At 57.9% G+C, this 25,594-nt stretch carries 15 protein-coding genes; 11 read left to right on the top strand and 4 right to left on the bottom strand.

Annotated features, from left to right (window positions below; genetic code table 11):
- Positions 1-11: 11 nt before the first annotated feature.
- Together ACYZT9_RS02965 and ACYZT9_RS02970 are read right to left on the bottom strand one after the other, a co-directional pair.
- Complete coding sequence (locus ACYZT9_RS02965) at positions 12-1,754, bottom strand: potassium/proton antiporter (protein ID WP_462008492.1); 1,743 nt, start codon at positions 1,752-1,754, stop codon at positions 12-14.
- 164 nt (positions 1,755-1,918) lie between these two features.
- Positions 1,919-3,544, bottom strand: coding sequence for a methyl-accepting chemotaxis protein (locus ACYZT9_RS02970; protein WP_462008493.1), 1,626 nt, complete (start codon positions 3,542-3,544; stop codon positions 1,919-1,921).
- Positions 3,545-3,827: 283 nt separating this feature from the next.
- On the opposite strand from ACYZT9_RS02970, the gene ACYZT9_RS02975 reads away from it, so the two are divergent.
- The 3 genes from ACYZT9_RS02975 (at position 3,828) to ACYZT9_RS02985 (ending at position 6,810) form a co-directional block, all read left to right on the top strand.
- Complete coding sequence (locus ACYZT9_RS02975) at positions 3,828-4,037, top strand: hypothetical protein (RefSeq protein ID WP_462008494.1); 210 nt, start codon at positions 3,828-3,830, stop codon at positions 4,035-4,037.
- Positions 4,034-4,336: a cell division protein ZapA gene (locus tag ACYZT9_RS02980; protein ID WP_462008495.1), complete on the top strand. Its 303-nt coding sequence runs from the start codon at positions 4,034-4,036 to the stop codon at positions 4,334-4,336. Before ACYZT9_RS02975 ends, ACYZT9_RS02980 begins: the two co-directional genes overlap by 4 nt.
- Positions 4,337-4,863: 527 nt before the next feature.
- Positions 4,864-6,810 (top strand): methyl-accepting chemotaxis protein, encoded by a 1,947-nt coding sequence (locus ACYZT9_RS02985; protein WP_462008496.1) that lies wholly within the window; start codon positions 4,864-4,866, stop codon positions 6,808-6,810.
- A 115-nt stretch (positions 6,811-6,925) separates the two neighbouring features.
- Here the strand turns inward: ACYZT9_RS02985 and ACYZT9_RS02990 are convergent, their stop codons facing one another.
- Complete coding sequence (locus ACYZT9_RS02990; protein WP_462008497.1) at positions 6,926-8,728, bottom strand: acyl-CoA dehydrogenase; 1,803 nt, start codon at positions 8,726-8,728, stop codon at positions 6,926-6,928.
- Between the two features lie 257 nt (positions 8,729-8,985).
- On the bottom strand, positions 8,986-12,939 hold the full coding sequence (gene putA, locus ACYZT9_RS02995) for a trifunctional transcriptional regulator/proline dehydrogenase/L-glutamate gamma-semialdehyde dehydrogenase (RefSeq protein ID WP_462008498.1): 3,954 nt from the start codon (positions 12,937-12,939) through the stop codon (positions 8,986-8,988).
- Between the two features lie 460 nt (positions 12,940-13,399).
- On the opposite strand from putA, the gene putP reads away from it, so the two are divergent.
- From putP to ACYZT9_RS03035, 8 genes are all read left to right on the top strand, one after another.
- Entirely contained in the window at positions 13,400-14,884 is a 1,485-nt protein-coding gene (putP, locus tag ACYZT9_RS03000) for a sodium/proline symporter PutP (protein WP_462008499.1), read from the top strand.
- Positions 14,885-15,249: 365 nt separating this feature from the next.
- On the top strand, positions 15,250-17,166 hold the full coding sequence (locus ACYZT9_RS03005; protein ID WP_462008500.1) for a type VI secretion system Vgr family protein: 1,917 nt from the start codon (positions 15,250-15,252) through the stop codon (positions 17,164-17,166).
- The gene (locus tag ACYZT9_RS03010; protein WP_462008501.1) at positions 17,156-17,893 is read left to right on the top strand and encodes a DUF4123 domain-containing protein; all 738 of its coding nucleotides are present in this window, start codon (positions 17,156-17,158) and stop codon (positions 17,891-17,893) included. Before ACYZT9_RS03005 ends, ACYZT9_RS03010 begins: the two co-directional genes overlap by 11 nt.
- A complete protein-coding gene (locus tag ACYZT9_RS03015) occupies positions 17,893-22,650 on the top strand; it encodes an RHS repeat-associated core domain-containing protein (protein ID WP_462008502.1) in 4,758 nt (1,585 codons plus the stop codon). Before ACYZT9_RS03010 ends, ACYZT9_RS03015 begins: the two co-directional genes overlap by 1 nt.
- 8 nt (positions 22,651-22,658) lie before the next feature.
- On the top strand, positions 22,659-23,069 hold the full coding sequence (locus ACYZT9_RS03020) for a hypothetical protein (protein WP_462008503.1): 411 nt from the start codon (positions 22,659-22,661) through the stop codon (positions 23,067-23,069).
- Positions 23,070-23,140: 71 nt separating this feature from the next.
- Positions 23,141-23,779, top strand: a complete 639-nt coding sequence (locus ACYZT9_RS03025) for a hypothetical protein (RefSeq protein ID WP_462008504.1) — start codon at positions 23,141-23,143, stop codon at positions 23,777-23,779.
- 370 nt (positions 23,780-24,149) lie between these two features.
- Entirely contained in the window at positions 24,150-24,473 is a 324-nt protein-coding gene (locus tag ACYZT9_RS03030; protein ID WP_462008505.1) for a hypothetical protein, read from the top strand.
- 237 nt (positions 24,474-24,710) lie between these two features.
- Positions 24,711-25,547 carry a 23S rRNA (adenine(2030)-N(6))-methyltransferase RlmJ gene (locus ACYZT9_RS03035; protein WP_462008506.1) on the top strand — a complete coding sequence of 279 codons (837 nt, stop codon included), beginning with the start codon at positions 24,711-24,713 and terminating at the stop codon, positions 25,545-25,547.
- Positions 25,548-25,594: the final 47 nt, after the last annotated feature.

Consider the following 25,594-nt stretch of genomic DNA (forward strand, 5'->3'; position numbering starts at 1 on the left):
AAGTGTGGAGTTTAGAGGAAGAGTCCGGGACCTGGGCGACTTCCTTCGGGGAATCTGACGCCCACTTTGCCGATCTTGTTCCCTTCCATGACCGCAACGGTCCAGATGGTGTTGTTCCACTCCACCTGGTCACCGACTACTGGCGCGCCGCCCACTTTCTGCGCAATGAAATGGCCCAGGGACATGTCCGGATCGATGCCTTCGACTTTCAACCCGTACAGGGCAGCAACCGCGGCCAGCTGGGCATCTCCTTCGAGTACGAAGTCGCCGAAGAAGCGCAAATCCAGACCCCGCTGCGGCGCCTGGCTGAACAGTTTTCCAAGGGCCGGCAGGTTGTGTTCGTGGCCGATTACGCAGAGTAAATCATCGACTTCGAGCACCGTACTACCCGACGGATGGAGCAGTTGCTGGCCACGAAACAGGGCCGCGATGCGAGTGCCTTCGGGCATTTTCAGTTCACGGAGGGGCGAACCGATGCACCATTTTTCGGCGCCGAGGCGATAAACGAACAGCTCCCACTCGCTGGTGACATGCACTTCCAGCGCCGCGCGGGAGATCGGCGCCGGCTCTGGCGGAACGGTCACCTTCAGCAGCTTTGCCACCCATGGCAGGCTGGTGCCTTGCACCAGCAGCGAGACCAGCACGATAAAGAACGCGAGGTTGAAGTACAGCTGAGCGTTGGGCAGCCCTGCCATCAAAGGGAACACCGCCAGAATGATCGGGACCGCGCCCCGCAGGCCAACCCAGGAAATGAACGCCTTTTCGCGGCCATGGAAGGCCTTGAACGGCAGCAGGCCGACCATCACCGACAACGGCCTTGCAAACAGGATCATCCACAGCGCCAGGCCCAGTGCGGGCAGGGCAATCGGCAGCAAGTCATGTGGCGTGACCAGCAGACCCAGCACCAGGAACATGCCGATCTGCGCCAGCCAGGCCATGCCGTCGAGCATGTGCAAGATGCCGTGGCGGCTGCGCACCGGGCGGTTGCCTATCACCAGGCCGCACAGGTAAACCGCGAGGAAGCCGCTGCCGTGCAGGGCGTTGGTCAGGGCGAACACCACCAGCCCGCCGGCAATCACCAGGATGGGGTAGAGGCCGGTGGCCAGGTTGATGCGGTTGACCAGTTGCAGCATCAGCCAGCCGCCGCCCAGCCCGATCACGCCGCCGATGCCGAACTCACGCACCAGATGCCCCAACAGGTCCCAGTGCAGGCCGGTTTCGCCGCTGGCGAGCATGTCGATCAGCGTAACAGTAAGGAACACCGCCATCGGATCGTTGCTGCCGGATTCGATCTCGAGGCTGGCGGAGACCCGTTCATTCAGACCTTTGCCGCCAAGCAGTGAAAACACCGCTGCGGCATCGGTGGAGCCGACGATGGCGCCGATCAGCAACCCTTGAATCATGTTCAGATTGAACAGCCACGCCGCGGCCATGCCGGTCAGCCCGGTGGTAATCAACACACCGACCGTGGCCAGCGACAGCGCTGGCCATAACGCTACGCGGAAACTCGACACCCGTGTCCGCAAACCGCCGTCAAGCAGAATGACGGCCAGCGCGAGGTTGCCGACCAGATAAGCTGTGGGGTAGTTATCAAAAATAATACCAGCGCCATCGACGCCGGCCGCCATCCCCACGGCCAGGATAATCACCAGAATCGGGATGCCCAGGCGAGACGAAAGTGAGCTCACCAGAATGCTCGCACCTACCAGCAACGCGCCGATCAAGAACAGGCTGTTGATGGTCGTCGCATTCAAAGGCAGTACTCCAGAAAGCTGAAAGGCGGGCACAAACTGACCATGCAGTCTGCGTGCCAGCGATTCTAACCTGTTGAAATGTGATGCTGTCAAAAAGCTTTTGCGGCAATGACAACGTCGTCCGGTTGAGCTCCCTCGCTACAAGACATAGCTGACCTTGCGTGTTACAGGCTGAACCGCCCAACCATATTGTTCAGGTCCAGCGCCAATCGCGACAACTCATTACTCGCCGCGCTCGTCTGATTGGCCCCGGTCGCCGATTGCACCGACAAATCACGTATGTTCACCAGGTTGCGATCCACTTCCCGAGCCACCTGCGCCTGCTCTTCAGCCGCGCTGGCGATGACCAGGTTGCGTTCGTTGATTTCGACGATGGCGCTGTTGATGGTGTCCAACGACAGGCCGGCACCACGTGCGATGTTCAGGGTCGACTCGGCACGCTCGGTACTGTTGCGCATCGAATCCACAGCATGTTCGGTGCCGCTTTGAATGCTGCCAATCATGCGTTCGATTTCGCTGGTCGACTGTTGGGTGCGATGTGCCAGGGCGCGAACTTCATCCGCAACCACCGCAAAACCACGCCCGGCTTCACCCGCGCGAGCGGCTTCAATCGCTGCGTTCAAAGCCAGCAGATTGGTCTGGTCAGCCAAGCCACGGATCACGTCCAGCACCTTGCCAATGTCACGGGACTCATTCGCCAGGTCGCCAATCAGCGTGGCAGTGCTCTGCACATCGGCGCTCATGCGTTCGATGGCGCTGACCGTTTCCTGAACCAGATCACGGCCATCACCGGCCGACGTGGTGGCGTTCTTCGAAGCTTCGGATGTGCTCACCGCGTTGCGCGCTACTTCTTCCACGGCGCTGGTCATTTCGTTGACGGCGGTGGCGGCCTGTTCGATCTCGTTGTTCTGCTGGGTCAGGCCACGGGCGCTTTCGTCGGTGACGCTGTTGAGCTCTTCAGCTGCGGACGCGAGTTGCGTGGCCGAGCCGGAAATCCGCTGCAGTGTGTCGCGCAGCTTGTCCTGCATCTTCGCCATGGCCGCCAGCAGGCGGCCGGCTTCATCTTCACCATCAACGGTGATCGGGCGAGTCAGGTTGCCTTCGGCAATTGCTTCGGCGGCGCTCAAGGCGTTGGCGATCGGCTTGGTGATGCTGTTGGTCAACAGCCAGGCAAACAGCAGCGTCAGGCCGGAGGCGATGATCAGCAGGGTGATCACTAGATTGAAGGAGGTTGAATACTGCTCACCCGCCGTGCTGTCGGTTTTTTCGATTTGCCGGCTGTTGATCTCAAGCAACTTCGCGAGGGCCGCGTTGACTTCTTCGGAGTTGGCGAGCAGATCGGTGTTCAGCATCTTGCGCAGGTCGTCGACCTGATTGTTGCGCGAGAGCGTCTTCATCCGCTCTTCGAGCTGGCGATACTGCGCCAGCAACTGCACGTATTTATCATAAGCGCCGCGTTCTTCCGGGCCGTTGATCAGCGGTTCGTAGACTTTCTGCGCATCGCGGATCTGCTGGTTGCGCAGGTCGAACAGTTCCATGGTTTTCTGCTGAACATCGGGTTCGCGGTTCACCAGCAAACGGTACGACAACACCCGCAGACGCAAGGTTAACTGAGTGAACTCATCTAGGCTTTTGATGCTCGGCACGCTCATGGAGGCGATGTTCTCACCGGCACCGCGAATCTTGCTCATCTGGTTCAAGGCAAAGACCCCCAGGACCAGCATCAAACCGCCAATTAGAGCGAAGCCGAGGAACGCCCGTGGCGCGATATTCATATTACGAAGTGACATGGTGTTTACCGAAAAGAGCGCATCCGTGCGGCGCTGAGACTGACGTATGGATGACTTATCGGTCATACGACTAAAGTCTTGAGGGGCTGCGTGTATTTGTCGCAGCCAGACCGCCCCCTGTTGGCGACGAAGTGCAGGAACCAGATCCGCCAATCACAGTCTTTACAGTTCGCGAGAAAGGTTATCCGCCAGGAAAATCAAGGCTTTGCGCCCTAAGAATCCTGGCATCCGTGGTGACTTTTCTTTATCGTACGCGCCCTTTGAAATAGCCTGGAAATTCAAAATGTTGGAAGCATCCCTAAGTCAGTTGGAACAGTTGGTCAGCGACCTCGTTCAGCAGAACCAAACCCTGAGCGCAGAACTGGCCCAGGCCAAGGATGAAAACGAAAGCCTGCAACTGAGCCTGATGGAACAGGAAGAGAAACAAGGCGCCACCGCCGCTCGCATCCAGGCCTTGGTTGAACGCGTCAGCGCCAGCCCGGTCAGCGCATGAGTGTCGGCGCCGCAGGGGTAAAAGTCGTCTCGATCCTGGGGGAGGACTATTCGATCAAGGCGCCGGCCGGGGAAGAGCAAACCCTGCTGGACGCCGCCATGATGTTGAAGGCCGCTTTGGCCGACACCAAAAGAAAGTACCCGACGCTGATCGGTGACCGCCTGTTGGTGCTGGCTGCGATGAATCTGTGTTCTCAGCAGATCGAAATGCAAAAGCAGCACAAGCTCGACCTCGACCGTTACCAAGAGCAAGTCAGCGCCACGGTTGAAGTGATCTCCAAGACTATTAGTCAGGCGTAGTCATTTTTCTAACTTGAAGAAGATGCGCCCCTTTTGAGGCGCATTTTTTCTAGGCAGCACTCAGTCGAACCCAATAGCTGTTACTAGAAGAGGTATAAATGTATGTTTTTTTCTGAATCGTGTAAGTCTTTCCATTGAAGTCGAATTCGTCTCCCTTCGAGATATGTTTTTCAAGGTCCTCGATGCCGTTATCGCGAGGTAACACAGTAACTTGGCCGTTTAGTTCTAGTTCACATTTCATGATGTTGTCCTTAGTATTTGAATATTGATTTTGTCTACTGAATCTAAGTTTCACATCTTGGTAATCCCTAAATTCAAACACATGGTAGCGTCCGGATCTTGATCACGAACCTGTCAAATGTGACAGGGTTCATTATCTTTTTGGCGATAAGCAAATTGCGAGATCGTTATTAAAAACTCGTTCTTTCAGGTTTTGAATAGAATTCGAGAGAAAATTGTCGCATTGGTTGTATACAATCGGCACGCCAGTTGCAGTGTTTCAGCCTCTTATTCTTTGGGGGTGCTCCATGCAGTTCTGGCGACGCAGTATTCAATGGCAGTTAATCCTGAGCATGGGCACCGCCCTGCTGGTCAGTATCCTGATCGTGGTTGGCATTTATACCCTCTTGGTCAACCGTCTCGCTCAAGCCTATCTGGTCGAGCAAGCGCTGCCGTCGAGCATCGAAGCGATGCGCAACGACATCGAGCGTATCCTCGTCCAACCCCTGACCGCCGCCAAGGACATCGCCAGCAACAGCATGGTGCGCGACTGGCTGGCCGGGGGTGAAAACAGCGCCCAGACCGCCACGTTCGTGCAGTATCTGGAAGGCATCCGCGCCGAACATAAAGCCTTTACCGCGCTGATTGTCGGCACGGCTTCAAACCACTATTTCACTGAAAAAGGCCTGGACCGGATCCTCAGTCGCTCCAATCCCCAAGACGCCTGGTTTTACTCGTTCCTCGACAGCAACCAGCCGCGCACCCTCAATATCGACAATGACACCGCGACCGGAGAATTGGCGCTGTTCATCGACCTCAAGGTCGAACGGGCCGGCAAAGTCGTGGGCGTTGCCGGGCTTGGTCTGAGCATGAAAGAGCTGTCGGAGCTGATCCACAATTTCAACTTCGGCGAGCGTGGCAAGGTCTATCTCGTGCGTTCAGACGGTTTGATCCAGGTTCACCCTGAAGCGCAATTCAGCGGCAAACGCACCTTGGCCGAGCAGATCGGCGCGTCGGCAGCGCAGGCCTTCATGGGTCAACTCTCTACCTCCAGCGCTACCAACAGCAGCTTTGTGCGCGATGGCGAAGACTTCCTGGCGTTGAGCCTACCGTTGCGTGATTTGGGCTGGACGCTGGTGGCCGAAGTGCCACAGTCGCAGATCTACGCCGAAGCCCGCCGCGCCATGTTAATGAGCAGCAGCATCGGTCTGATGGTGGCGCTCGTGTGCCTGTTGCTGGTGGTGTTGCTGGCCCGTGGATTGGTTCGCCCGATTCGTCAGGTAACAGCTGCGCTAGTAGCCATCGGTAGCGGTGGTGGAGATTTGACCCACAGGTTAGATTCCAGCCGCGCCGATGAACTGGGTGACCTGGCGCGCGGTTTCAATCGATTCCTCGAAAGTCAGCGCGAGATGATTGGCGAAGTGCTGACCACCAGCGAGCGCTTGCGCACGGCCGTCGGCCAAGTGGCGCGGGTGGTGGACAACACCGCCGAACGATCCGGCCGTCAGCAGGAAATGACCGACATGGTCGCCACCGCTGTCCATGAAATGGGCCTGACTGTGCAGGAAATCGCACAGAACGCCGGCAACGCGGCGGTTGCTTCGCAGAATGCTCGTGATGAGGCGATGCAGGCGCGGGAAGCGGTCGGCGGCTCGATCCGGCATATCGAAAACATGTCCGATGAAATTGGCCTCGCCGCCAGTGCGGTGGGCGAACTGGCCGATCAGGTGGCGTCGATTGATCAGGTGTTGGCGGTCATTCGCGGGATATCCGAACAAACCAACTTGCTGGCGCTTAACGCGGCCATCGAAGCGGCGCGGGCCGGGGGCATGGGTCGTGGATTTGCGGTGGTTGCCGATGAAGTCCGGACCTTGGCTCGACGCACACAGTTGTCCACCGATGAGATTCAGCAGATGATCGGCAGCCTCAAGCAAGGCGCGGAGAACGCGGTGTCGTCGATGCACACCGGGCAAGCGGCGACGGGTACGGGTGTCGAATCGAGCCAGCGCACGGGGGCGTCGTTGACGGCGATCACTGGGCAGGTCGAGCGCATCAGCGACATGAACCATCAAGTGGCGACGGCCACGGAAGAGCAGTCGGCGGTGACGGAAGAGATCAACCGCAACGTGCAGGGGATTTCCGATCTGGCTCGGGCGACGGCGGTGGAAGTGAGGTCTTGCCGTGAAGACTGTCAGACGTTGCAGCGCTTGGCGGATGATTTAGCGCGGCAGATGGGTGGGTTCAAACTAATCTGATTTGCTGTCAGCGCGGGCCTCTTCGCGAGCAAGCCCGCTCCCACAGTGGAATGCATTCCAAAATGTGGGAGCGGGCTTGCTCGCGAATGGATTTCAGCACCACCACAAGCTCTGGTTAGAACCACTCATCCTGCATCCCAAGGCACACATCATCCCGCGCCTCAAGAATCGCCAGCTCATGGTGGCAACCCGGCACTTCCCACGTCAGGAAATACCGCGCCGCCTGCAGCTTGCCTTTATAGAAGGTCACATCCACCGCATTCCCTTTGGCCAGCCCTTCCTCGGCACGAATTGCCTGCTCCAGCCAGCGCCAGCCAATCACCGTGTGCCCGAACACTTTCAGGTAAAGCGCCGAGTTCGCCAGGCTGCTGTTGACCTTGCCTTGTCCCAGATCCGTCAGCAAACCAAGGGTCACCGTTTGCAGGCGGGCCACCAGTTTTTCCAATGGTTCACGCAGCGCAGTCAGCGATTCATGTGCCTGCGCGCGCTCGGCGGTGTCGGCGATCAGGCGGATCAGTTGCTTGAGCCCCGCGCCACCATTTTGCGCCAGTTTGCGTCCCAGCAAATCCAGCGACTGAATGCCGTGAGTGCCTTCGTGGATCGGGTTCAAACGGTTGTCGCGGTAATACTGCTCGACCGGGTATTCACGGGTGTAACCGTGACCGCCGAGAATCTGGATCGCCAGTTCATTGGCCTTCAGGCAAAACTCCGACGGCCAGGATTTGACAATCGGCGTCAGCAAATCCAGCAGCTCATGGGCGCGATGGCGCTCAGCTTCAGTCTCAAGCGTGGTGGTGTCGTCGAACAATCGCGCCGCGTACAACCCAAGGTCGAACGAACCTTCGACGTAGGCTTTTTGCGTCAGCAGCATACGTTTGACGTCAGCGTGCTGAATGATCGCCACCGGCGCGGTGTTCGGGTCCTTGCTGTCCGGCACGCGACCCTGCGGGCGCTCGCGGGCGTACTCCAGTGAATACAGATAGCCCGCGTAACCAAGCATCACCGCGCCCATGCCGACGCCAATCCGCGCCTCGTTCATCATCTGGAACATATAGCTCAAACCGTGGTGCGGCTTGCCCACCAGATAGCCGACACACTCACCGTTATCGCCGAAGTTCAGCGCCGTCGATGTGGTCCCACGCCAGCCCATCTTGTGGAACAGCCCGGCCAGCAGCACGTCGTTGCGCTGGCCGAGGCTGCCGTCATCGTTGACCAGGAACTTGGGCACGATAAACAGCGAAATGCCCTTCACCCCGGCCGGTGCGTCCGGCAGTTTGGCCAGCACCATGTGCACGATGTTTTCCGACAGCGGGTGATCGCCGCCGGAGATGAAGATCTTGTTGCCCTTGAGTCGATAAGTGCCGTCGGACGCAGGCTCGGCGCGGGTGCGAATATCCGACAGCGACGAACCGGCATGCGGCTCGGTCAGCGCCATGGTGCCGAAAAAGCGGCCGTCGATCATCGGCTGCAGGAAGCGTTGCTTCTGCTCCTCGGTGCCGAAGCTTTCGATCAGGTTCGCCGCGCCCATGGTCAGGAATGGGTACGAAGTCGATGCCGCGTTGGCCGATTGGAAATGCGCGAAGCAAGCCTGGGACAAGAGCGTAGGAAGCTGCATGCCGCCGGCGTCGAAACTGCGCGCAGCATTGAGGAAACCGGCCTCGAGGAAGGCATCCACCGCCGGTTTCACTTCCGGAATCAGAATTGCCTGGCCGTCTTCGTAGCGCGGCTCGTTTTCGTCGCCCTTGCGGTTGTGCGGGGCGAAGAACTTCTCGGCGATGCTGCGAGCGGTGCCGATGGCGGCATCGAAAGTCTCGCGATTGTGCTCGGCGAAACGCTCACGCTGGGTCAGACCTTCGGCATCGAGGACTTCATACAGCTCGAAAGCCAGATTTCGGGAACTGAGCAACGTCTCGGACATGGCGGCCTACCTTTTTTGGGAATGGACCCAGTCTAGGCGCGGGGAGGAGGGAGGAACAGGATGATTGATGAGCGTGATGGTGGAGCAGAGCACCGACTTAGCAGGCACCACAAAACAAATGTGGGAGAGAGCTTGCTCGCGATTGCGTCGGTACAGCCAACATTGATGTGACTAAAAGGACGCCATCGCGAGCAAGCTCGCTCCCACAGGAATTTGCCAACCAGGCTGCCATTGCGGCTGCCCGGTCTTACATTGGTTTAGCCAATGGTCATCAAACTGGCATTACCACCCGCCGCCGCAGTGTTAACGCTCAACGCCCGTTCAATCACCAGACGCTCCAGCGCAATGTTGGTTTCACCTTGCGACAAACCATGAACCCCGACAATCGCGCCGGCGCGTTTGGCAACCTGCTGGCACACCGTACGCAACTGATCGGAATGGCCATGGTGCAGAACCGCATCAAACACCACTTCGTCCTTGTTCCAGTCGGAAACCAGCTTGATGCGCGCCTGAACGTCCTTCGGCAGACGTGCGAACAACGCCTTGGTCAAGTCAGCTTCCGGCCATACTGCTGAACCGCCTACCGCGAGGACTGCAGCCAGTTGAGTCAGCAGATCGCCTTCGACTTCCGCCAGGCACAGCACGTGTTCGCGCGGCAAGATGGCGTAGCTGTTGCGTTCGCCGGTCGGGCCGGCCAGAACACGGGTGATCCCGCTTTGCGATTGCGCCGCGAACTGCACGCACAGGGCGCTCAGGTCAGCAAACTTGTTGCTGTCGGCCCAGGCTTGCAGGGCGGTCAGCGGTTTGCTCATGGCATCGCGCAGACGCACATCCGGTACAGCAACGGCGTCGCCGCGAGCGAAGGATTGTTCGATCGCATCGGTAGGACGAGTCGACAGCAGACGGTACAGGTACAAAGGACCACCGGCTTTCGGGCCAGTGCCCGACAGGCCTTCGCCACCGAACGGTTGCACGCCAACCACGGCACCCACAATGTTGCGGTTCACGTAGACGTTGCCGGCGTTGACGTTGTCGATCACCTTGGCGATGGTTTCGTCGATGCGTGTGTGCACGCCCAGCGTCAGGCCGTAGCCGGAAGCGTTGATCTGAGCGATCAGTTGATCGATGTCTTTGCGCTTGTAACGCACCACGTGCAGCACCGGGCCGAAGATCTCGCGCTGCAGTTCGTCGAAGCTTTCCAGCTCGATCAGTGTTGGCATCACGAAGGTGCCGCGTTTGACCTCGTCGGCGTCGGCGATGGCCACCTGGTACACGCTGCGGCCTTTGTCGCGCATGGCCTGGATGTGCTTCTCGATGCCCGCCTTGGCTTCGGCGTCGATCACCGGGCCGATGTCCACGGACAGGCGCTCCGGGTTGCCGAGTCGGCATTCCGCCATGGCGCCCTTGAGCATTTCGATGACACGGTCGGCGGAATCTTCCTGCAAGCAAAGTACACGCAGAGCCGAGCAACGTTGACCGGCGCTGTCGAAGGCCGACGACACCACGTCGATCACAACCTGTTCGGTCAGTGCAGAAGAGTCGACGATCATCGCATTCTGGCCACCGGTTTCGGCGATCAGTGGAATCGGCCGGCCCTGAGCATCCAGACGACCGGCGACATTGCGTTGCAGCAAGCGAGCGACTTCGGTGGAGCCGGTGAACATCACGCCTTTGACCCGGTCATCGCCGACCAGACGGGCGCCAACGGTTTCGCCACGGCCCGGCAGCAGTTGCAGCACGCCTTCCGGAATTCCGGCTTCGAGCAACAAGCGTACGGCTTGAGCGGCGACCAGCGGCGTTTGCTCTGCAGGCTTGGCCAATACCGGGTTGCCAGCGGCGAGGGCCGCAGCGACTTGACCACTGAAGATAGCCAGCGGGAAGTTCCACGGGCTGATGCACACCACGGGACCCAGCGGACGGTGAGCATCGTTGGTGAAATCATTGCGCGCCTGTACTGCGTAATAACGCAGGAAGTCCACGGCTTCACGCACTTCGGCGATGGCGTTGGCGAAGGTTTTGCCAGCTTCGCGAGCCAGCAGGCCCATCAGCGGCTGGATTTCGCCTTCCATCAAATCAGCGGCACGTTCCAGAATCGCCGCGCGTTCGGCCGGCGGGGTGGCCTGCCAGATGGGTGCAGCGTTCAAGGCGCACTGGATTGCGTTGTCAACGTCTTCGACGGTCGCTTCCTGGACATGGCCGACCACGTCACGCAGATCCGACGGGTTCAACACCGGCGCAGGGGTTTCGCTACTTGAGGCGCAACCGAGCATCGGTGCGGCTTTCCAGCTGTTGTGAGCGGTGGCCAGCAAAGCGCAGGACAGCGAAGCCAGGCGATGTTCGTTGGCCATGTCGATGCCGCTGGAGTTGGCGCGCTCGGCACCATAAAGGTCACGCGGCAGCGGGATACGCGGGTGCGGCAGACCGAAGCCGCCTTCCAGCGTCGCCATCTGCTCGATGCTGGCCACTGGATCGGCCACCAGCTCCTGGATCGAAATGGACTGGTCGGCGATGCGGTTGACGAACGAGGTGTTCGCACCGTTCTCCAGCAGACGACGCACCAGGTACGCCAGCAATGTTTCGTGTGTACCGACCGGTGCGTACACGCGGCACGGACGGTTCAGCTTGCCTTCGGAAACTTTGCCTACAACCTGTTCGTACAGCGGTTCACCCATGCCATGCAGGCACTGGAACTCGTACTGACCGGGGTAATAGTTCTGACCAGCGATGTGGTAAATGGCTGACAGGGTGTGGGCGTTGTGCGTGGCGAATTGCGGATAGATGACTTCCGGCACCGACAGCAGTTTGCGTGCGCACGCAATGTAGGAAACGTCGGTGTACACCTTGCGGGTGTAGACCGGATAGCCTTCCAGGCCTTCGACCTGGGCACGCTTGATTTCGCTGTCCCAGTACGCGCCTTTTACCAGGCGGATCATCAGGCGATGACGGCTGCGGCGAGCCAGGTCGATCACGTAGTCGATCACGTAAGGGCAACGTTTCTGATACGCCTGGATCACGAAACCGATGCCGTTCCAGCCAGTCAGTTGCGGCTCGAAGCACAGGCGCTCCAGCAGATCCAGCGACAGTTCGAGGCGGTCGGCTTCTTCGGCGTCGATGTTCAGGCCGATGTCGTATTGCTTGGCCAGCAAGGTCAGCGACAACAGGCGCGGGTACAACTCGTCCATCACACGCTCGTACTGCGCCCGGCTGTAACGCGGGTGCAGGGCCGACAGCTTGATGGAAATGCCCGGGCCTTCATAAATCCCACGACCGTGGGACGCTTTGCCGATCGAGTGAATGGCTTGTTCGTACGACGCCAGGTATTTCTGGGCGTCGTGCTCGGTGAGTGCGGCTTCACCTAGCATGTCGTAGGAGTAGCGGAAGCCTTTGGCTTCGAACTTGCTGGCGTTGGCCAAGGCTTCGGCGATGGTTTCGCCGGTGACGAACTGCTCGCCCATCAGGCGCATGGCCATGTCGACGCCCTTGCGGATCATCGGCTCGCCGCTCTTGCCGATGATGCGGCTCAGGGAGGATGTCAGGCCGGCTTCATTATGGGTGGCGACCAGTTTGCCGGTCAGCAGCAAGCCCCAGGTCGCGGCGTTGACGAACAGCGATGGGCTGTTGCCCAAATGCGGATGCCAATTGCCGGTGCTGATCTTGTCGCGGATCAGTGCATCACGAGTGCCTTTGTCCGGGATGCGCAGCAGCGCTTCGGCCAGGCACATCAGTGCCACGCCTTCCTGGGACGACAGGGAAAATTCCTGCAACAGGCCCTGAACAATCCCGGCACGGCCGCCGGCACTTTTCTGATTGCGCAGTTTTTCGGCAATCGAGGCCGCGAGCTTGTTGGTGGCTTCGGCCATGGCAGCCGGCAAACGAGCCTGTTCGATCAGCATCGGCACCACTTCCGGCTCAGGGCGACGGTAAGCGGCGGTGATCGAAGCGCGCAGCACCGATTGCGGCAGAATGCTTTCAGCGAACTCGAGGAAGCACTGGTGCGCATGGTCGCCATGGACTTCGCCACTGTCGTCGGCCTCTTTGGCGGTCAGTCCGTTCAGCTCGGTCAGGGTTGCACCACCCTCGAGTTTTTCCAGGTAATTGAAAATTGCCTGCTTGATCAGCCAGTGCGGCGTGCGATCAATCGAAGTCGCGGCGGCCTTGAGGCGCTCGCGGGTCGGGTCGTCAAGTTTGACCCCAAGGGTGGTGGTAGCCATATTTTTATCCTCATGTTTGCCACGACCGCGTGGCATCAGCTGGCCGCAAGATTAGCTGTGCAACCTTCGGGGTGCAACCGGGTGCAACCTTTTTTTGCCAGAATAATACGCAGCTCGTCAGGAATTAAATTCCCGTACGAACGTGCCGCTCCTGCTTGGTGCTTTTACTTCTAGGAAAGGTCGCTTACTGCGCTAAAAGGGAGCAAAAACCGTCTTTTTTCAGCTTTATAGAACTGGGTGCAACTTATTCTCGAGAAATGGGTTGCACCTTATTTGTGTTGTTGAATAGGATTCGCGCCCAAGGTGCAACCGGTAAAAAAAAAGGTGCACCGGCTGATGGCTTTCCTGGGGAAACATCAGTCCTAAATGCGCGGATCCGGAAATCGTCTGATCAAACATTGTCGTTTGTCGGCGTTTCACACTCTGCCGCTACATAAAAACAAAGCCAGGGCATCACTTAATGAGCGTAAGCAATCCAACCCTGATCACGTTCGTGATCTACATCGCAGCAATGGTGCTGATCGGCTTCATGGCCTATCGCTCCACCAACAACCTTTCTGACTACATTCTGGGCGGTCGCAGCCTGGGCAGCGTCGTGACTGCATTGTCCGCCGGCGCCTCCGACATGAGCGGCTGGTTGTTGATGGGCCTGCCGGGTGCCATCTACATGTCCGGGCTGTCCGAAAGCTGGATCGCCATCGGCCTGATCGTCGGTGCTTACCTGAACTGGCTGTTCGTCGCCGGCCGTCTGCGCGTGCAGACCGAGCACAACGGCGATGCACTGACCCTGCCGGACTACTTCTCCAGCCGTTTCGAAGACAAAAGCGGCCTGCTGCGGATCATCTCCGCGGTCGTGATCCTGGTGTTCTTCACCATTTACTGCGCATCCGGCATCGTGGCTGGCGCCCGTCTTTTCGAAAGCACCTTCGGCATGTCCTACGAGACAGCGCTGTGGGCCGGTGCTGCGGCGACGATTGCCTACACCTTCGTCGGCGGTTTCCTGGCGGTGAGCTGGACTGACACCGTACAAGCGACGCTGATGATCTTCGCCCTGTTGCTGACGCCGATCATCGTGCTGTTGGCCACCGGCGGCGTCGACACCACGTTCCTGGCCATCGAAGCGCAAGACGCCAGCAACTTCGACATGCTGAAAAATACCACCTTCATCGGCATCATCTCGCTGATGGGCTGGGGCCTGGGTTACTTCGGCCAACCGCACATCCTGGCGCGTTTCATGGCCGCGGATTCGGTGAAGTCGATCGCCAACGCTCGCCGTATCTCCATGACCTGGATGATCCTGTGCCTGGGCGGTACCGTTGCTGTTGGTTTCTTCGGTATTGCTTATTTCTCGGCGCACCCTGATGTGGCCGCTCCAGTGACCGAAAACCACGAGCGTGTGTTCATCGAACTGGCGAAAATCCTGTTCAACCCATGGCTCGCCGGTGTCCTGCTGTCGGCCATTCTGGCTGCTGTGATGAGCACCCTGAGCTGCCAGTTGCTGGTGTGCTCGAGCGCCCTGACCGAAGACTTCTACAAAACCTTCCTGCGTAAATCGGCATCCCAACTGGAGCTGGTTTGGGTCGGTCGCGCCATGGTGCTGCTGGTTGCCCTGATCGCCATCGCGATGGCCGCCAACCCGGAAAACCGCGTACTGGGTCTGGTCAGCTACGCCTGGGCTGGTTTCGGTGCTGCGTTCGGTCCGGTCGTCCTGATCTCCGTCATCTGGAAAGACATGACCCGCAACGGCGCACTGGCCGGCATCCTGGTTGGCGCGATCACCGTGATCGTGTGGAAACACTTCGAGCTGCTGGGTCTGTACGAAATTATCCCTGGTTTCATCTTCGCCAGCCTGGCGATCTACATCGTCAGCAAACTGGGCACGCCGACTCACGGCATGCTTCAGCGTTTCGCTGCTGCCGAGGCTGATTTCCGCTTGAACAAGTGATCGGGACGAGCTGAGGCTCTGACCTTTCGCCCGACATGAGAACGGCCCGCTTCCTTTAGGAGGCGGGCCGTTTTTTTGGGCCTGCACCAGGCCCGAGGTATTGAAGTTACCCTGTGGGAGCGAGCTTGCTCGCGATAGCGTCGGGTTAGTCGACATCAATGTTGAATGAACAACCGCAATCGCGAGCAAGCTCGCTCCCACAGGGGACATGGTGATTACGAAGGGAATGTATGTAGTTCTCTGTCCCAACTTTTGAAGGATAAATCTCTAAAAAAGTAGGGTAAATCTGATTTTCCTGTCCCTCCAGTAACACCCGTTTTCGCTCATGCAGAATCGCCCGCCTTCGTTCTGCAGAGACACATCGGATGTTCGCTCTTGCCAACCAATCGCGCTTCACACTGACTGTCGACGGCGACCGGAATGAACTCAAGGTGCTTGAGTTCACCGGCAAGGAAGCCATCAGCCAGCCCTACCGTTTTGAGCTGCAACTGGTCAGCGAGCGACCGGACATCGAACTCGAAAGCCTCCTGCATCGTCAGGCATTTCTGAGTTTCGACGCGCAAGGTTCCGGCATTCACGGTCAGATATTTCGGGTTGGCCAAGGCGATTCCGGCCAGCGTCTGACGCATTACCAGGTCAGCCTTGTCCCGCGTCTGACCTACCTTGACCAGCGCATCAATCAGCGAATCTTCCAGCACAAAAGCGTGCCGACGATCATCGCGCGGATCCTCGAGGACCATGGCATCCAGCGTGATGCGTTCGAATTTCAACTCGGCAGCGAATACCCCGAACGCGAGTACTGCGTGCAATACGCGGAAAGCGATCTCGTGTTCATCCAGCGCTTGTGCGCCGAGGTCGGCATTCACTACCACTTTCAGCACAGCCTCGACGGGCATTTGCTGGTGTTTGGTGATGATCAGACGGTTTTCCCTTTAATAGCGGGGCCGACGCTTTTCTTGCCTGACGCCGGAATGGCTGCCAACGCGCCTGCGGTCAATCGCTTCAATGTACGACTGGAAACCCGCACCACGGCGGTAGTGCGTCGCGATTACGAATTCCATAAACCTGGGCTGCAACTTGAAAGCCGAATCGACAATGGGCAACTGCCGACGCTTGAGGATTACCACTTTCCCGGACAATTCAATGATCGTGAACACGGCAAGGATCTCGCTCGACGAACACTTGAACGCCACAACGCGGATTATCGTCAGGCTGAAGGTCGGGGTGATGAATCTGCTTTGGTCAGTGGGCATTTCCTACACCTGACCGAGCATCCGCGTCAGGCATGGAATGATTTGTGGCTGATCACCGAGATCGAACACCGTGGCCGTCAGCCGCAAGTGCTGGAAGAGACGGCCAGCGGTAGCGGAACGGATGATTTCCAGGGCTATTGCAATACGTTTCTGGCAACGCCGTGGGATGTTTCGTTTCGTCCACCTCTGATCGGGAAGCCCTCTTTCACCGGTTATCAAACGGCTGTGGTAACAGGCCCGAGTGACAGCGAGATTCACTGTGACGAGTACGGCCGCGTCAAGGTTCAGCTCGCCTGGGATCGTGACGGAAAGCGTAATGAACATTCCAGTTGCTGGCTGCGCGTTGCCACGGGCTGGGCGCATGACGGCTACGGCACCGGGCTGATTCCACGGGTCGGCATGGAGGTGCTGGTGGGATTCGTCGATGCCGATGTGGACAAGCCGCTGGTCATGGGCTGCCTGCCCAATGGTGCCAACTCGACGCCGCTGAATCTGCCGGCTGACAAGACTCGCAGTATTTTCCGCAGTCAGAGTAGTCCGGGCGGCGGCGGTCACAGCGAATTGCGCATCGAGGATCGTAAAGGCGCCGAGGAAATCTACCTGCGGGCGCAGCGAAACTGGACTCAGCATGTGCTGAACGACATGCACGTTCAGGTCGAAAGCCAGCGCAGTGCTGTCATTGGTGCAAACGATAACCTGCACGTTCACGGTGACCGGCACATTCGCGTCAACAGCCAGACTCTCAAGGCCAGTGGGCAATTTCATGCCAGGGCCGGCCAGCAAATTGTCATCGACGGCGGTGCCAGCGCGACGATTCAGGCGGGCGGGCACTGGATCAACATCAGCCCCGCAGGAATTTTCAGCAGCGTGCCGATCCAGCTCGGTGGCGCACCCATGCCGGCAATGGGTGCAAAGAGCACTCAACGAAAACTCGCTGCACTTAGCGTCGCACAGTTTCTGACCCTCAAAGGCGATGCGCCGTTCTGCGAAGAATGCGAGCGCTGCAAGGACGGTGTCTGTGCAACCTGATTATCTGTCACCTCGCGAATGGCTGGAGCGCCAACCGCTGAATCCTTCCGAGCAGCTATTCGCGATTTTCAGCAATGCCAGCTCCGCTGCGCCGTTTAAAGCATGGCAAAGCTCCAATCCTCTGCATGCGCCAAGCCCGATCTGGGCGGACACCGTTTACGCCGAGTGGGAACCGGTCATGCCCTATGTCGGAATCGTCTCGGCTGGCAGTGAGTTTCTGGATTGGGTCGCGACGACCGAGTGTCGCGACTGGGGTTGGCTGGCGGTTTCTTCCTCGACTCAAGACGTACTGATCGAACATTTACGCAGCCTCACGCAAGTTCTTTTACCCAATGGCAACGCGGTGTTTTTTCGCTTTTGGGACGGGCGTTATTTGTTGCCGATTCTTCAGTCTGCCGAGGTCGATGTCGCTCAACTGCTGCCTGTAGTCGGGCGCTGCCTGATCAACGACCAGGCGATCGAAATCGGTGGTGACGCGCTTAAAACTAGCCGGGTTTTTCCATGGTGGGAAGTTCCCGTAGCGCTGCTGGATCAACTTGCCGAGCAATCAAACACCACTCGGTTGAATAACTTGCTCAAGTGGCTGAGCGAGGACCGTCCTGATCTGTTCGAGGCGTTTTCCGAAAACGTTATACGGAACAAGGTTGCGAACTTTCTTGAGGCGCCAGACCTGCCGCCAGCACCGAAATCAGCCTTGGTGGATTACCTGATAGCGGAGCTGGACTGATGGATCAGAGCGTTCGGATTGAGCAGGAGCTCGACGGTTTCAAGGACACGTTGGGTGTGTATCGCGAGCAACTTCGGGGATTTTTAAGTCGCACGGCGGACACGGTCAGTCGCGCATTAGACCTACCTTCCCTGATGGACATGGATCGGCAGGTCAAACTGGGCGATACCACCACCTCGGTGAGTAAAAGCGATGACGATTTTTTCTCCAGTGTTGCGCAGTGTCCGCAGAACGGAATTCTGGAAATTGAGAGCAAGTTCGAATCGGTTTATGACATTCCGCTGGGGAACATTGATGTTGATGTGATTGCCGTTGATGGGAGTGCAAGAAAGACGGTCGGGCTTGATAAAAACGGCAAAGGACAGTTCAAAGGTGAGCCCGGCAAGTTCTACCGCGTACATGTCCACAGCGAAGTGACCCCCGAACAAGTCAATGAGCTGTTTAAGTCTTACGATGGCCTGACTCAACAACTGGAAGATTGGCTGCGCAATGAGTGGAAGGCGTTCAGGCCGCAATGGTCACAATCGGCTTTTGCCGCAGCGGGTAACGGAATGCTCGCGGGAAGTTGGGCCGCGATCATAGGTGTGTGGGACAGCATCGGCCTGCTCTCGGAAATCCTCCAGGATCCCGGCAAATTTGTTGGTCGTTTAGGCAGCAGTGCTGACGAGCTGGTCAATCTCGCGAAATCAGCGCCAGCCATGATGGCGAAAGTCCAGCTGCTGGCCAGTGACGAAGCGGCGCTGTGTTTGCTGTTGCGAACCGCCAGCCTCTGGTTGGAAATGCTGCCGCCCAGCGAGATCGCCGGAAAAACCGCCGAAGCCATTTCCACGGTGGTAGTGCAACTGCTCCTCGACATGCTGATCGGGGTGGTCCTGACCTTCGCTGGCGCGGGGGCGGGGATTGCCTACTTGAGCATGCGGCTTGCCCACTACGGCGCTCGGTTCATCAGCGCTGTACTGGGTTTCGTCAAAGCTATCTCTACCGTTGTTAACGGCTTCATGACCTACGTCGACCGCTACAAAAAGGTCGCTGCACGGGGCGTTGCTGGCGGTCTCAAAAACGGTCATATGCAGCTGCGTTGGGATGCCAAAAGCAACACCACCTTCCTGCAAAAACAACACCACGAAGACGCCCCGACCCAAGCGAAAAACCCCAACGGCGACAGCGCCGACGCCGTCGATAATACCGCCACCAACAAATGCCCGGTGTCGATGGTCACCGGCGAAGAACTGCTGACCCTCACCGACGGTTCGCTGGACGGCGTCCTGACGTTCGACTTCACCCGGCTCTATCGCACCAGTGCCGTCGAAATCGATTGCGGCCTCGGTTTTGGTTGGAGCCACAGCCTCGCGCATCGCCTGGAAATCGACGGCGATTCGGTGATCTGGATCGACCACGAAAACCGTCGCACTGCTTTCCCGTTGCCGAATGCTGAACGCCCGGCGATCCACAACAGCCTCTCGCGTGCGGCGATTTTTCTGGGTGACAAACCTGAAGAACTGATCCTCGCCCAGGCGGGCGATGACGCGCGTTTCTATCACTTCATCAACGGTCGATTGACCGCGATCAGCGACGCTTACGACAACCGCTTGCGCATCACCCGCGACCGTCAGGAGCGCATCCAACGCCTCGACAACGGTGCCGGCCGCGCCTTGCTCTTGCGTTATGACCGCCGCCATCTGGTGGCCGTCGACTACCAGCGTTTTGTCCCGGCGGACACGTTGGGCGAGGCCTGGATCACCGAACAAACGCTGATCAGTTACCGCTACGACGAACGCGGGCAACTGATCGAAGCTACCAACGCCGCCGACGAAAGCGAGCGCTACGACTACGACGATCAGCACGTCATCCTGCAGCGGCAACTGGCCGGTGGGGCGAGTTTCTTCTGGGCGTGGGAAAGGTCCGGCAAGGCGGCGCGATGCGTCCGGCACTGGGCGTCGTTTGCGCAGATGGAGGCGCGGTATGTCTGGGATGATCAGGGCAGCGTCACCGTCCACAACAGCGATGGCAGCGAGGAGCTTTACCAGCACGACGACCGGGCGCGGCTGGTGCGCAAGGTCGGGCTGGATGGCGGCGAACAGCTCAAGGCCTATGACGAACAAGGCCGGCTGATTGCCGAGCAGGATCCGCTGGGTGCTGTCACCGAATACCACTACGACGAAGTCGGACGGCTGGTGGCGCTGATTCCGCCGAAAGATGAGCCAACGTCCTATGAATATCGCAATGGTTTCCTGCATGCGCGATATCGCGGCAAAGCCATCTGGAAATACCAGCGCAATGCCCAGGGCGATGTCACCGAGGCGACCGATCCTGACGGGCATGTCACCCACTATCACTACGATGAAAAAGGGCAGTTGCTGTCGATCCGGTATCCGGACAACAGCCGACATGTCTTTGTCTGGAATGCCTTGGGGCAGTTGCTCGAAGAGACGTTGCCGGACGGCGGCCAGCGGCGGTTTTCCTACGACGCACTGGGTCGGCGAATTACCGATCAGGACGAACACGGCGCCGTCACTCGTTACGCGTGGGACGCCGTCGGACGACTGATTCAGACGACACTTCCTACGGGCGCCACGCGCGCCTTCAGCTACAACGCCTACGGCAAGATCACCGCCGAACGCGATGAGCTGGGTCATGTCACGCGCTACGAATATCTCGACGATTTGCACCTGGTCAGTCGCCGGATCAATCCCGACGGCACCCGGCTGCGTTATCGCTACGACCACGCGCAGCTATTACTGACGGAAATCGAAAACGAATCCGGCGAAAAATATCTGCTGGATTACACGCCCAGCGGATTGATCCGACAGGAAACCGGCTTCGATGGTCAACGCACGGCGTATGCCTACGACCTCAACGGCCATCTGCTGGCGAAAACCGAATTTGGCGATGACGGCTCGCAACTGGTTACCGCTTATGAGCGAGACTCGGCAGGACGGTTGCTGGCCAAGACGCTGCCCGATGGCATCAAAGTCGAATACCGCTACGACAGCCTCGGCCGGCTGATCAGCGTCGACGACGGTCACGATCATCCGCTGGAGTTTGAGTACGACCAACAGGATCGCCTGATCACCGAACACCAAGGTTGGGGCACCTTGCGCTATGGCTACGACGCCTGCGGGCAGCTCAACCGGCTGCGCCTGCCGGACGGCAGCAAACTCGCCTACCACCACGAAAAGGGCGGCGCGCTAAGCGCCATCGACCTCAATGGCGCGCGACTCACCACTCACCAATTCACTGTTGGCCGCGAACAACAGCGCCAGCAAGGCCAGCTCACCAGCCACTACCACTACGACGACCAGGGCCGGTTGCAGGCCCACGCGATCAACCAGCAATCCCGACCGCTGTACCTGCGCCACTACACCTACGCGGTCAACGGCAACCTCGCGACCCTCGCCGACAGCCGCCACGGTCAGCGCAGCTATTACTACGACCCGCTCAACCGCCTGACTCGCGTACGGAACACCCGCGACGACCCACCGCAAACCTTCGCTCACGACCCGGCGGGCAATTTGCTAATGCAGGATCGTCCCGGCATCGCAACCGTAAAAGGCAACCGCCTGCTCATGCAAGGCGACCGCCACTACGACTACGACGCCTTCGGCAACCTCATCCGCGAACGTCGCGGCACCGGACAAAAACTCGTCACCGAATACGCCTACGATTGCCAGCATCGCCTGATCGGCATTACGACCCCGGACGGCCGCCACGCCAACTATCGTTACGATGCCTTCGGCCGCCGCATCGCCAAAACCGTCGACGGCAAAACCACACAATTCTTCTGGCAAGGCGACCACCTCGTCGCCGAAAGCTGTCGCGAACACTACCGCAGCTACGTCTACGAACCCGGTAGCTTCAGACCGTTAGCGATGCTCGACGGCAAAGGCCCGCGCAAGGCTTGTCCGTTTTACTACCAGCTCGATCATCTGGGTACGCCGCAGGAGCTGACGGACTACGGTGGCGAAATCGTCTGGTCAGCGAAGTACAACACCTACGGGAAAGTTACCCGCCTAACGTATGGCGGGGGAGAGCAGCTCGAACAGCCGCTGCGTTTTCAGGGCCAATACTTCGACCCCGAGAGCGGCCTGCACTACAACCGGCATCGGTACTATGATCCGGATGTCGGGCGGTACCTGACACCGGATCCCGTCAAGTTGGCGGGAGGGCTGAACCAGTACCGGTACGCGCTGAATCCGACGGGGTGGGTTGATCCGTTGGGGTTGAGCGGGAACTGTCCGCCGCCGAACAAGCCTGGGTGTGGGGCGCCGGATGATACGGCTGGCGCTAAGGTTGATGGGGGTGAGCCCGAGTTACCGAAGCCTAAGTTAAGTGCAGCAGAGCTTGCCGAGAACGAAATTAGACGGTTGGATAAAAGCCAGCGCATGCATATGGTGGGGAAACATAGTCCAGCGGTACCAGATGCCAAATGGAAGCAGCGAGCTATTGATGGTACGAATCCGATAACCGGTAGAAGACCCAGGCACCAACGTGGTAATCCAAGCTCAAGATTTAGCAGTTGGGAGTTGATGTTTGAGGCTTACACTCTTGCGACCACGAGGACGGAACGGGGGCTGCCTAAATTTACCGGGATAGACCTTGAGGGTAACAACATTGTCAGAATGGAACTTCCGGGCGCCGGGGAAGGGTACGTACCAAATGCTAAGTCAAAAGAAAATCCGAAGCTTATTAAGTTGAACGGCTTCGAGATGAAGTTTAATAGTAAAGATATACCGTTTACGTTGTATCCGGTTAAGTGAGGGGAGTTATGTTTATCGATCCTGGTACTGGGCAGCCATACATTCCGACGCCTTCATATTTTTTGGGGTGTTTCGATATTTATGATCGGGAAGAAACTCTTGGAGATGAGTTGGAGAAATTTAATCCGAATGATCCGTTGGATAGGGAGAAATTAATACTCAGGTATTGTCTGGTGAGAAATCGGACCTATCGACATCGCTTTTTGCTTTATAAGTGTTTGGAAGTAGCGCTTCAGGACACAAGCTACGATTTTCAGTCGCTTTTTAAGTATGATCCAGAGGCATATTCCTCATTCCCCTGTGGGTGGGATAAAATGGAAAACACAAGAGCTTTTTTTGAAGATATTTATCGATTGGCAACTATCGAGTGGAAAGAAGACCTTCAAAAGGCCAGTCTTGAAGATCCTACCAGTTGGTAAATAATTTAGGTGATTTTTAGCTTGATTGTCAGTGGCCCGTATTGACATTTTGGATAAAGGTGGCTTTATTTGTGTTGAGAATTATTGAAGAGGAAAAAACTGCATCATTGTATAAGCGAATGTATGACGCCGGATGCGTTTTCCAGTTTGTTGTTCTCGCGCCCGAATCTGCGATTGAAGTAGTTGAGGCCACGCATCGGCAAGCGTTGACTGCACTTCATGACGCGCTGATGAAGGAAGCGCTACAGTGGCACCAGAATCTCACAAAGGATCCAAAGTATGAGGATTTTCCAGAGCCGCTGATTAGTTGGGATTTAGAAGACGCCATAGCTACGCCATTAAGTAGGGATGAGATTCGAAATCTGACCTTGACTGATAGAGCCGATATTTTTGAGCGGTTGGCACTGTATGCCTGCTTTTTAAATCCACCATATCGTGCGAGATTTAAAAAAGGTAAAGCGGAGGCTCAGTCCGTCTTTAAAGAATGGTGCGAGCTCCTTGGTTTGAACGAGTCGAATGATGTCGCTGTAGTAAATTGGGTCGAGGGGTTTAGTACCGGTATGGATGCCAATGAAGATAAAGTTTCAAATGTAGAGCCGTGGAGCAATTATTTTTATGCGGGTTTGGAATGGTGGGGGGTGTGGTGCCTGACTATTTGGAATCCCAAGCGTCGAACTCTGAGCGCACTAATTGCCAGCACAACAGACTGAATCAGGTGGTGTTTAAAATTCTCGTGATGACTGCGAAAAGCCGGACGTCGTCATCAGAAGTTTCTTTCAACCTGCAGCGGACTTCATGAACTGGTTTGAAATGTGTTCCATCGATAGTCTTTGGCGGTCACTGAAAATTCAGTGGTGGGGTGTAGGAACCCTTCAAGACCGATGGGATGCTCATAGCGTCAATGCTTGGTTTGCGGCCGTTAACATGCGTCCGTAATATCAATTTGAGGCGGCTATGCGCGGGCACGCTTCGGCGTGGTCGAGTTTTCCCAAAGGTCTCGATATTCCTACCTCGCGCATAGCTGCCACCCTAGCCTGTAGGAAGGCTTATGGCAGCTCCATTATTCTTTGGGAGTTTCTAATGCCAACAATTAAACACGATCCACCCTACGAAAAACCAACCCCGCCCCCCGAAAACCGCTTCATGGCGCTTACCAGCAACTACGACGACATGCCTACGCTGTTCGTCGATACCCTTGCACCACTCGACGTTTTATACGACGCGGCCAACTATCGAATCCGCGCCGTCACCCAAGTAATGGAAAACCTGTCGATGCGTGGCTCGGTCGAATGTCAGTCTTTCATCCTTAGTGACTTTGCATTGCTCTGCGCCATTCCGTTGCGGGATGGGTGTGATGTGCTGGATGTGCTGGGGCGGCAGTTGAAAGCGCGGCGTTCGGAGTAGCGCCGGACGCTGTTGTGGCGAGGTAGCTTGCTCCCGCTGGGCAGCGTAGCGGCCCCAAAACGTGCAACCCGGTTCTGTCGGTTACACCGATGTGCTTGGTTTTGGGGCTGCTCCGCAGCCCAACGGGGGTAAACCCCCTCGCCACAGGGTTTGTGTGGTGTCACTGCCCGCTCGGCTGTGAGGCCCTGACGTTCGCCTCGGTACAAGGTAAACTTCCCGGCCTTCGCAGGAGCAATCATGAATTATCGTCACGCCTTCCATGCCGGCAATCACGCCGATGTGTTCAAACACCTGACTTTGACCCGCCTCATCGCCTTGATGTCGCGCAAGGAGCAGCCGTTTGCCTATCTCGACACTCACGCCGGCATTGGTCTGTATGACCTGCAGGGTGATCAGGCGAGCCGCACCGGGGAGTACCTGGAAGGCATCGCGCGGTTGTGGGATCAGCCGGATCTGCCGGAACTGACTGCCGATTACATGAAGGTGCTGCACGACATGAACCCGGATGGCCAGTTGCGCTATTACCCGGGCTCGCCGGAATTGGCGCGGCGGCTGACGCGGCCGCAGGATCGGGTGATGCTCAACGAGAAGCACCCGGAAGACGGTGTGCTGCTCAAGGACAATATGGCGGGCGACCGCCGGGTGAAGGTGCACTTGGGCGAAGGTTGGCATGTGCCGCGGGCGATGTTGCCGGTGCAGGAGAAGCGGGCGGTGATGTTGATTGATCCGCCGTTTGAGCAGCTGGATGAAATGCAGCGCTGTGCGGCGGCGTTGAAAGAGGCGGTTGGCCGGATGCGCCAAACGGTGGCGGCGATCTGGTACCCGGTGAAGGACCAGCGCATGTTGCGGCGTTTCTATCAGGATCTGGCTGGCACGGGCGCGCCGAAGTTGTTGCGGGTGGAGTTGCTGGTGCATCCGCTGGACACGCCGAACAGTCTGAACGGGTCCGGGTTGGCGATTGCGAATCCGCCGTGGGGGCTGGAAGAGGAATTGCGTGAGTTACTGCCGTGGTTGTCCAAGAAGCTTGGGCAGACCCAGGGTGGGTGGCAGATGGATTGGTTGATTGCCGAATAAGGCGAACCGACAAGCAAGATCAAAAGATCGTCCGAACGCGGCCCGAG

The sequence above is a fragment of the Pseudomonas sp. ZT5P21 genome (genome assembly GCF_054897785.1).

Bases quoted from the DNA above. Each gene is read 5' to 3' on its own strand.
- ACYZT9_RS02990 (WP_462008497.1), bottom strand. From the start codon at position 8,728: ATGTCCGAGACGTTGCTCAGTTCCCGAAATCTGGCTTTCGAGCTGTAT.
- ACYZT9_RS03020 (WP_462008503.1), top strand. From the start codon at position 22,659: ATGTTTATCGATCCTGGTACTGGGCAGCCATACATTCCGACGCCTTCA.
- ACYZT9_RS02980 (WP_462008495.1), top strand. From the start codon at position 4,034: ATGAGTGTCGGCGCCGCAGGGGTAAAAGTCGTCTCGATCCTGGGGGAG.
- ACYZT9_RS03015 (WP_462008502.1), top strand. From the start codon at position 17,893: ATGGATCAGAGCGTTCGGATTGAGCAGGAGCTCGACGGTTTCAAGGAC.
- ACYZT9_RS02975 (WP_462008494.1), top strand. From the start codon at position 3,828: ATGTTGGAAGCATCCCTAAGTCAGTTGGAACAGTTGGTCAGCGACCTC.
- ACYZT9_RS03030 (WP_462008505.1), top strand. From the start codon at position 24,150: ATGCCAACAATTAAACACGATCCACCCTACGAAAAACCAACCCCGCCC.
- putA (WP_462008498.1), bottom strand. From the start codon at position 12,939: ATGGCTACCACCACCCTTGGGGTCAAACTTGACGACCCGACCCGCGAG.
- ACYZT9_RS02970 (WP_462008493.1), bottom strand. From the start codon at position 3,544: ATGTCACTTCGTAATATGAATATCGCGCCACGGGCGTTCCTCGGCTTC.
- putP (WP_462008499.1), top strand. From the start codon at position 13,400: ATGAGCGTAAGCAATCCAACCCTGATCACGTTCGTGATCTACATCGCA.
- ACYZT9_RS03005 (WP_462008500.1), top strand. From the start codon at position 15,250: ATGTTCGCTCTTGCCAACCAATCGCGCTTCACACTGACTGTCGACGGC.
- ACYZT9_RS03035 (WP_462008506.1), top strand. From the start codon at position 24,711: ATGAATTATCGTCACGCCTTCCATGCCGGCAATCACGCCGATGTGTTC.
- ACYZT9_RS02985 (WP_462008496.1), top strand. From the start codon at position 4,864: ATGCAGTTCTGGCGACGCAGTATTCAATGGCAGTTAATCCTGAGCATG.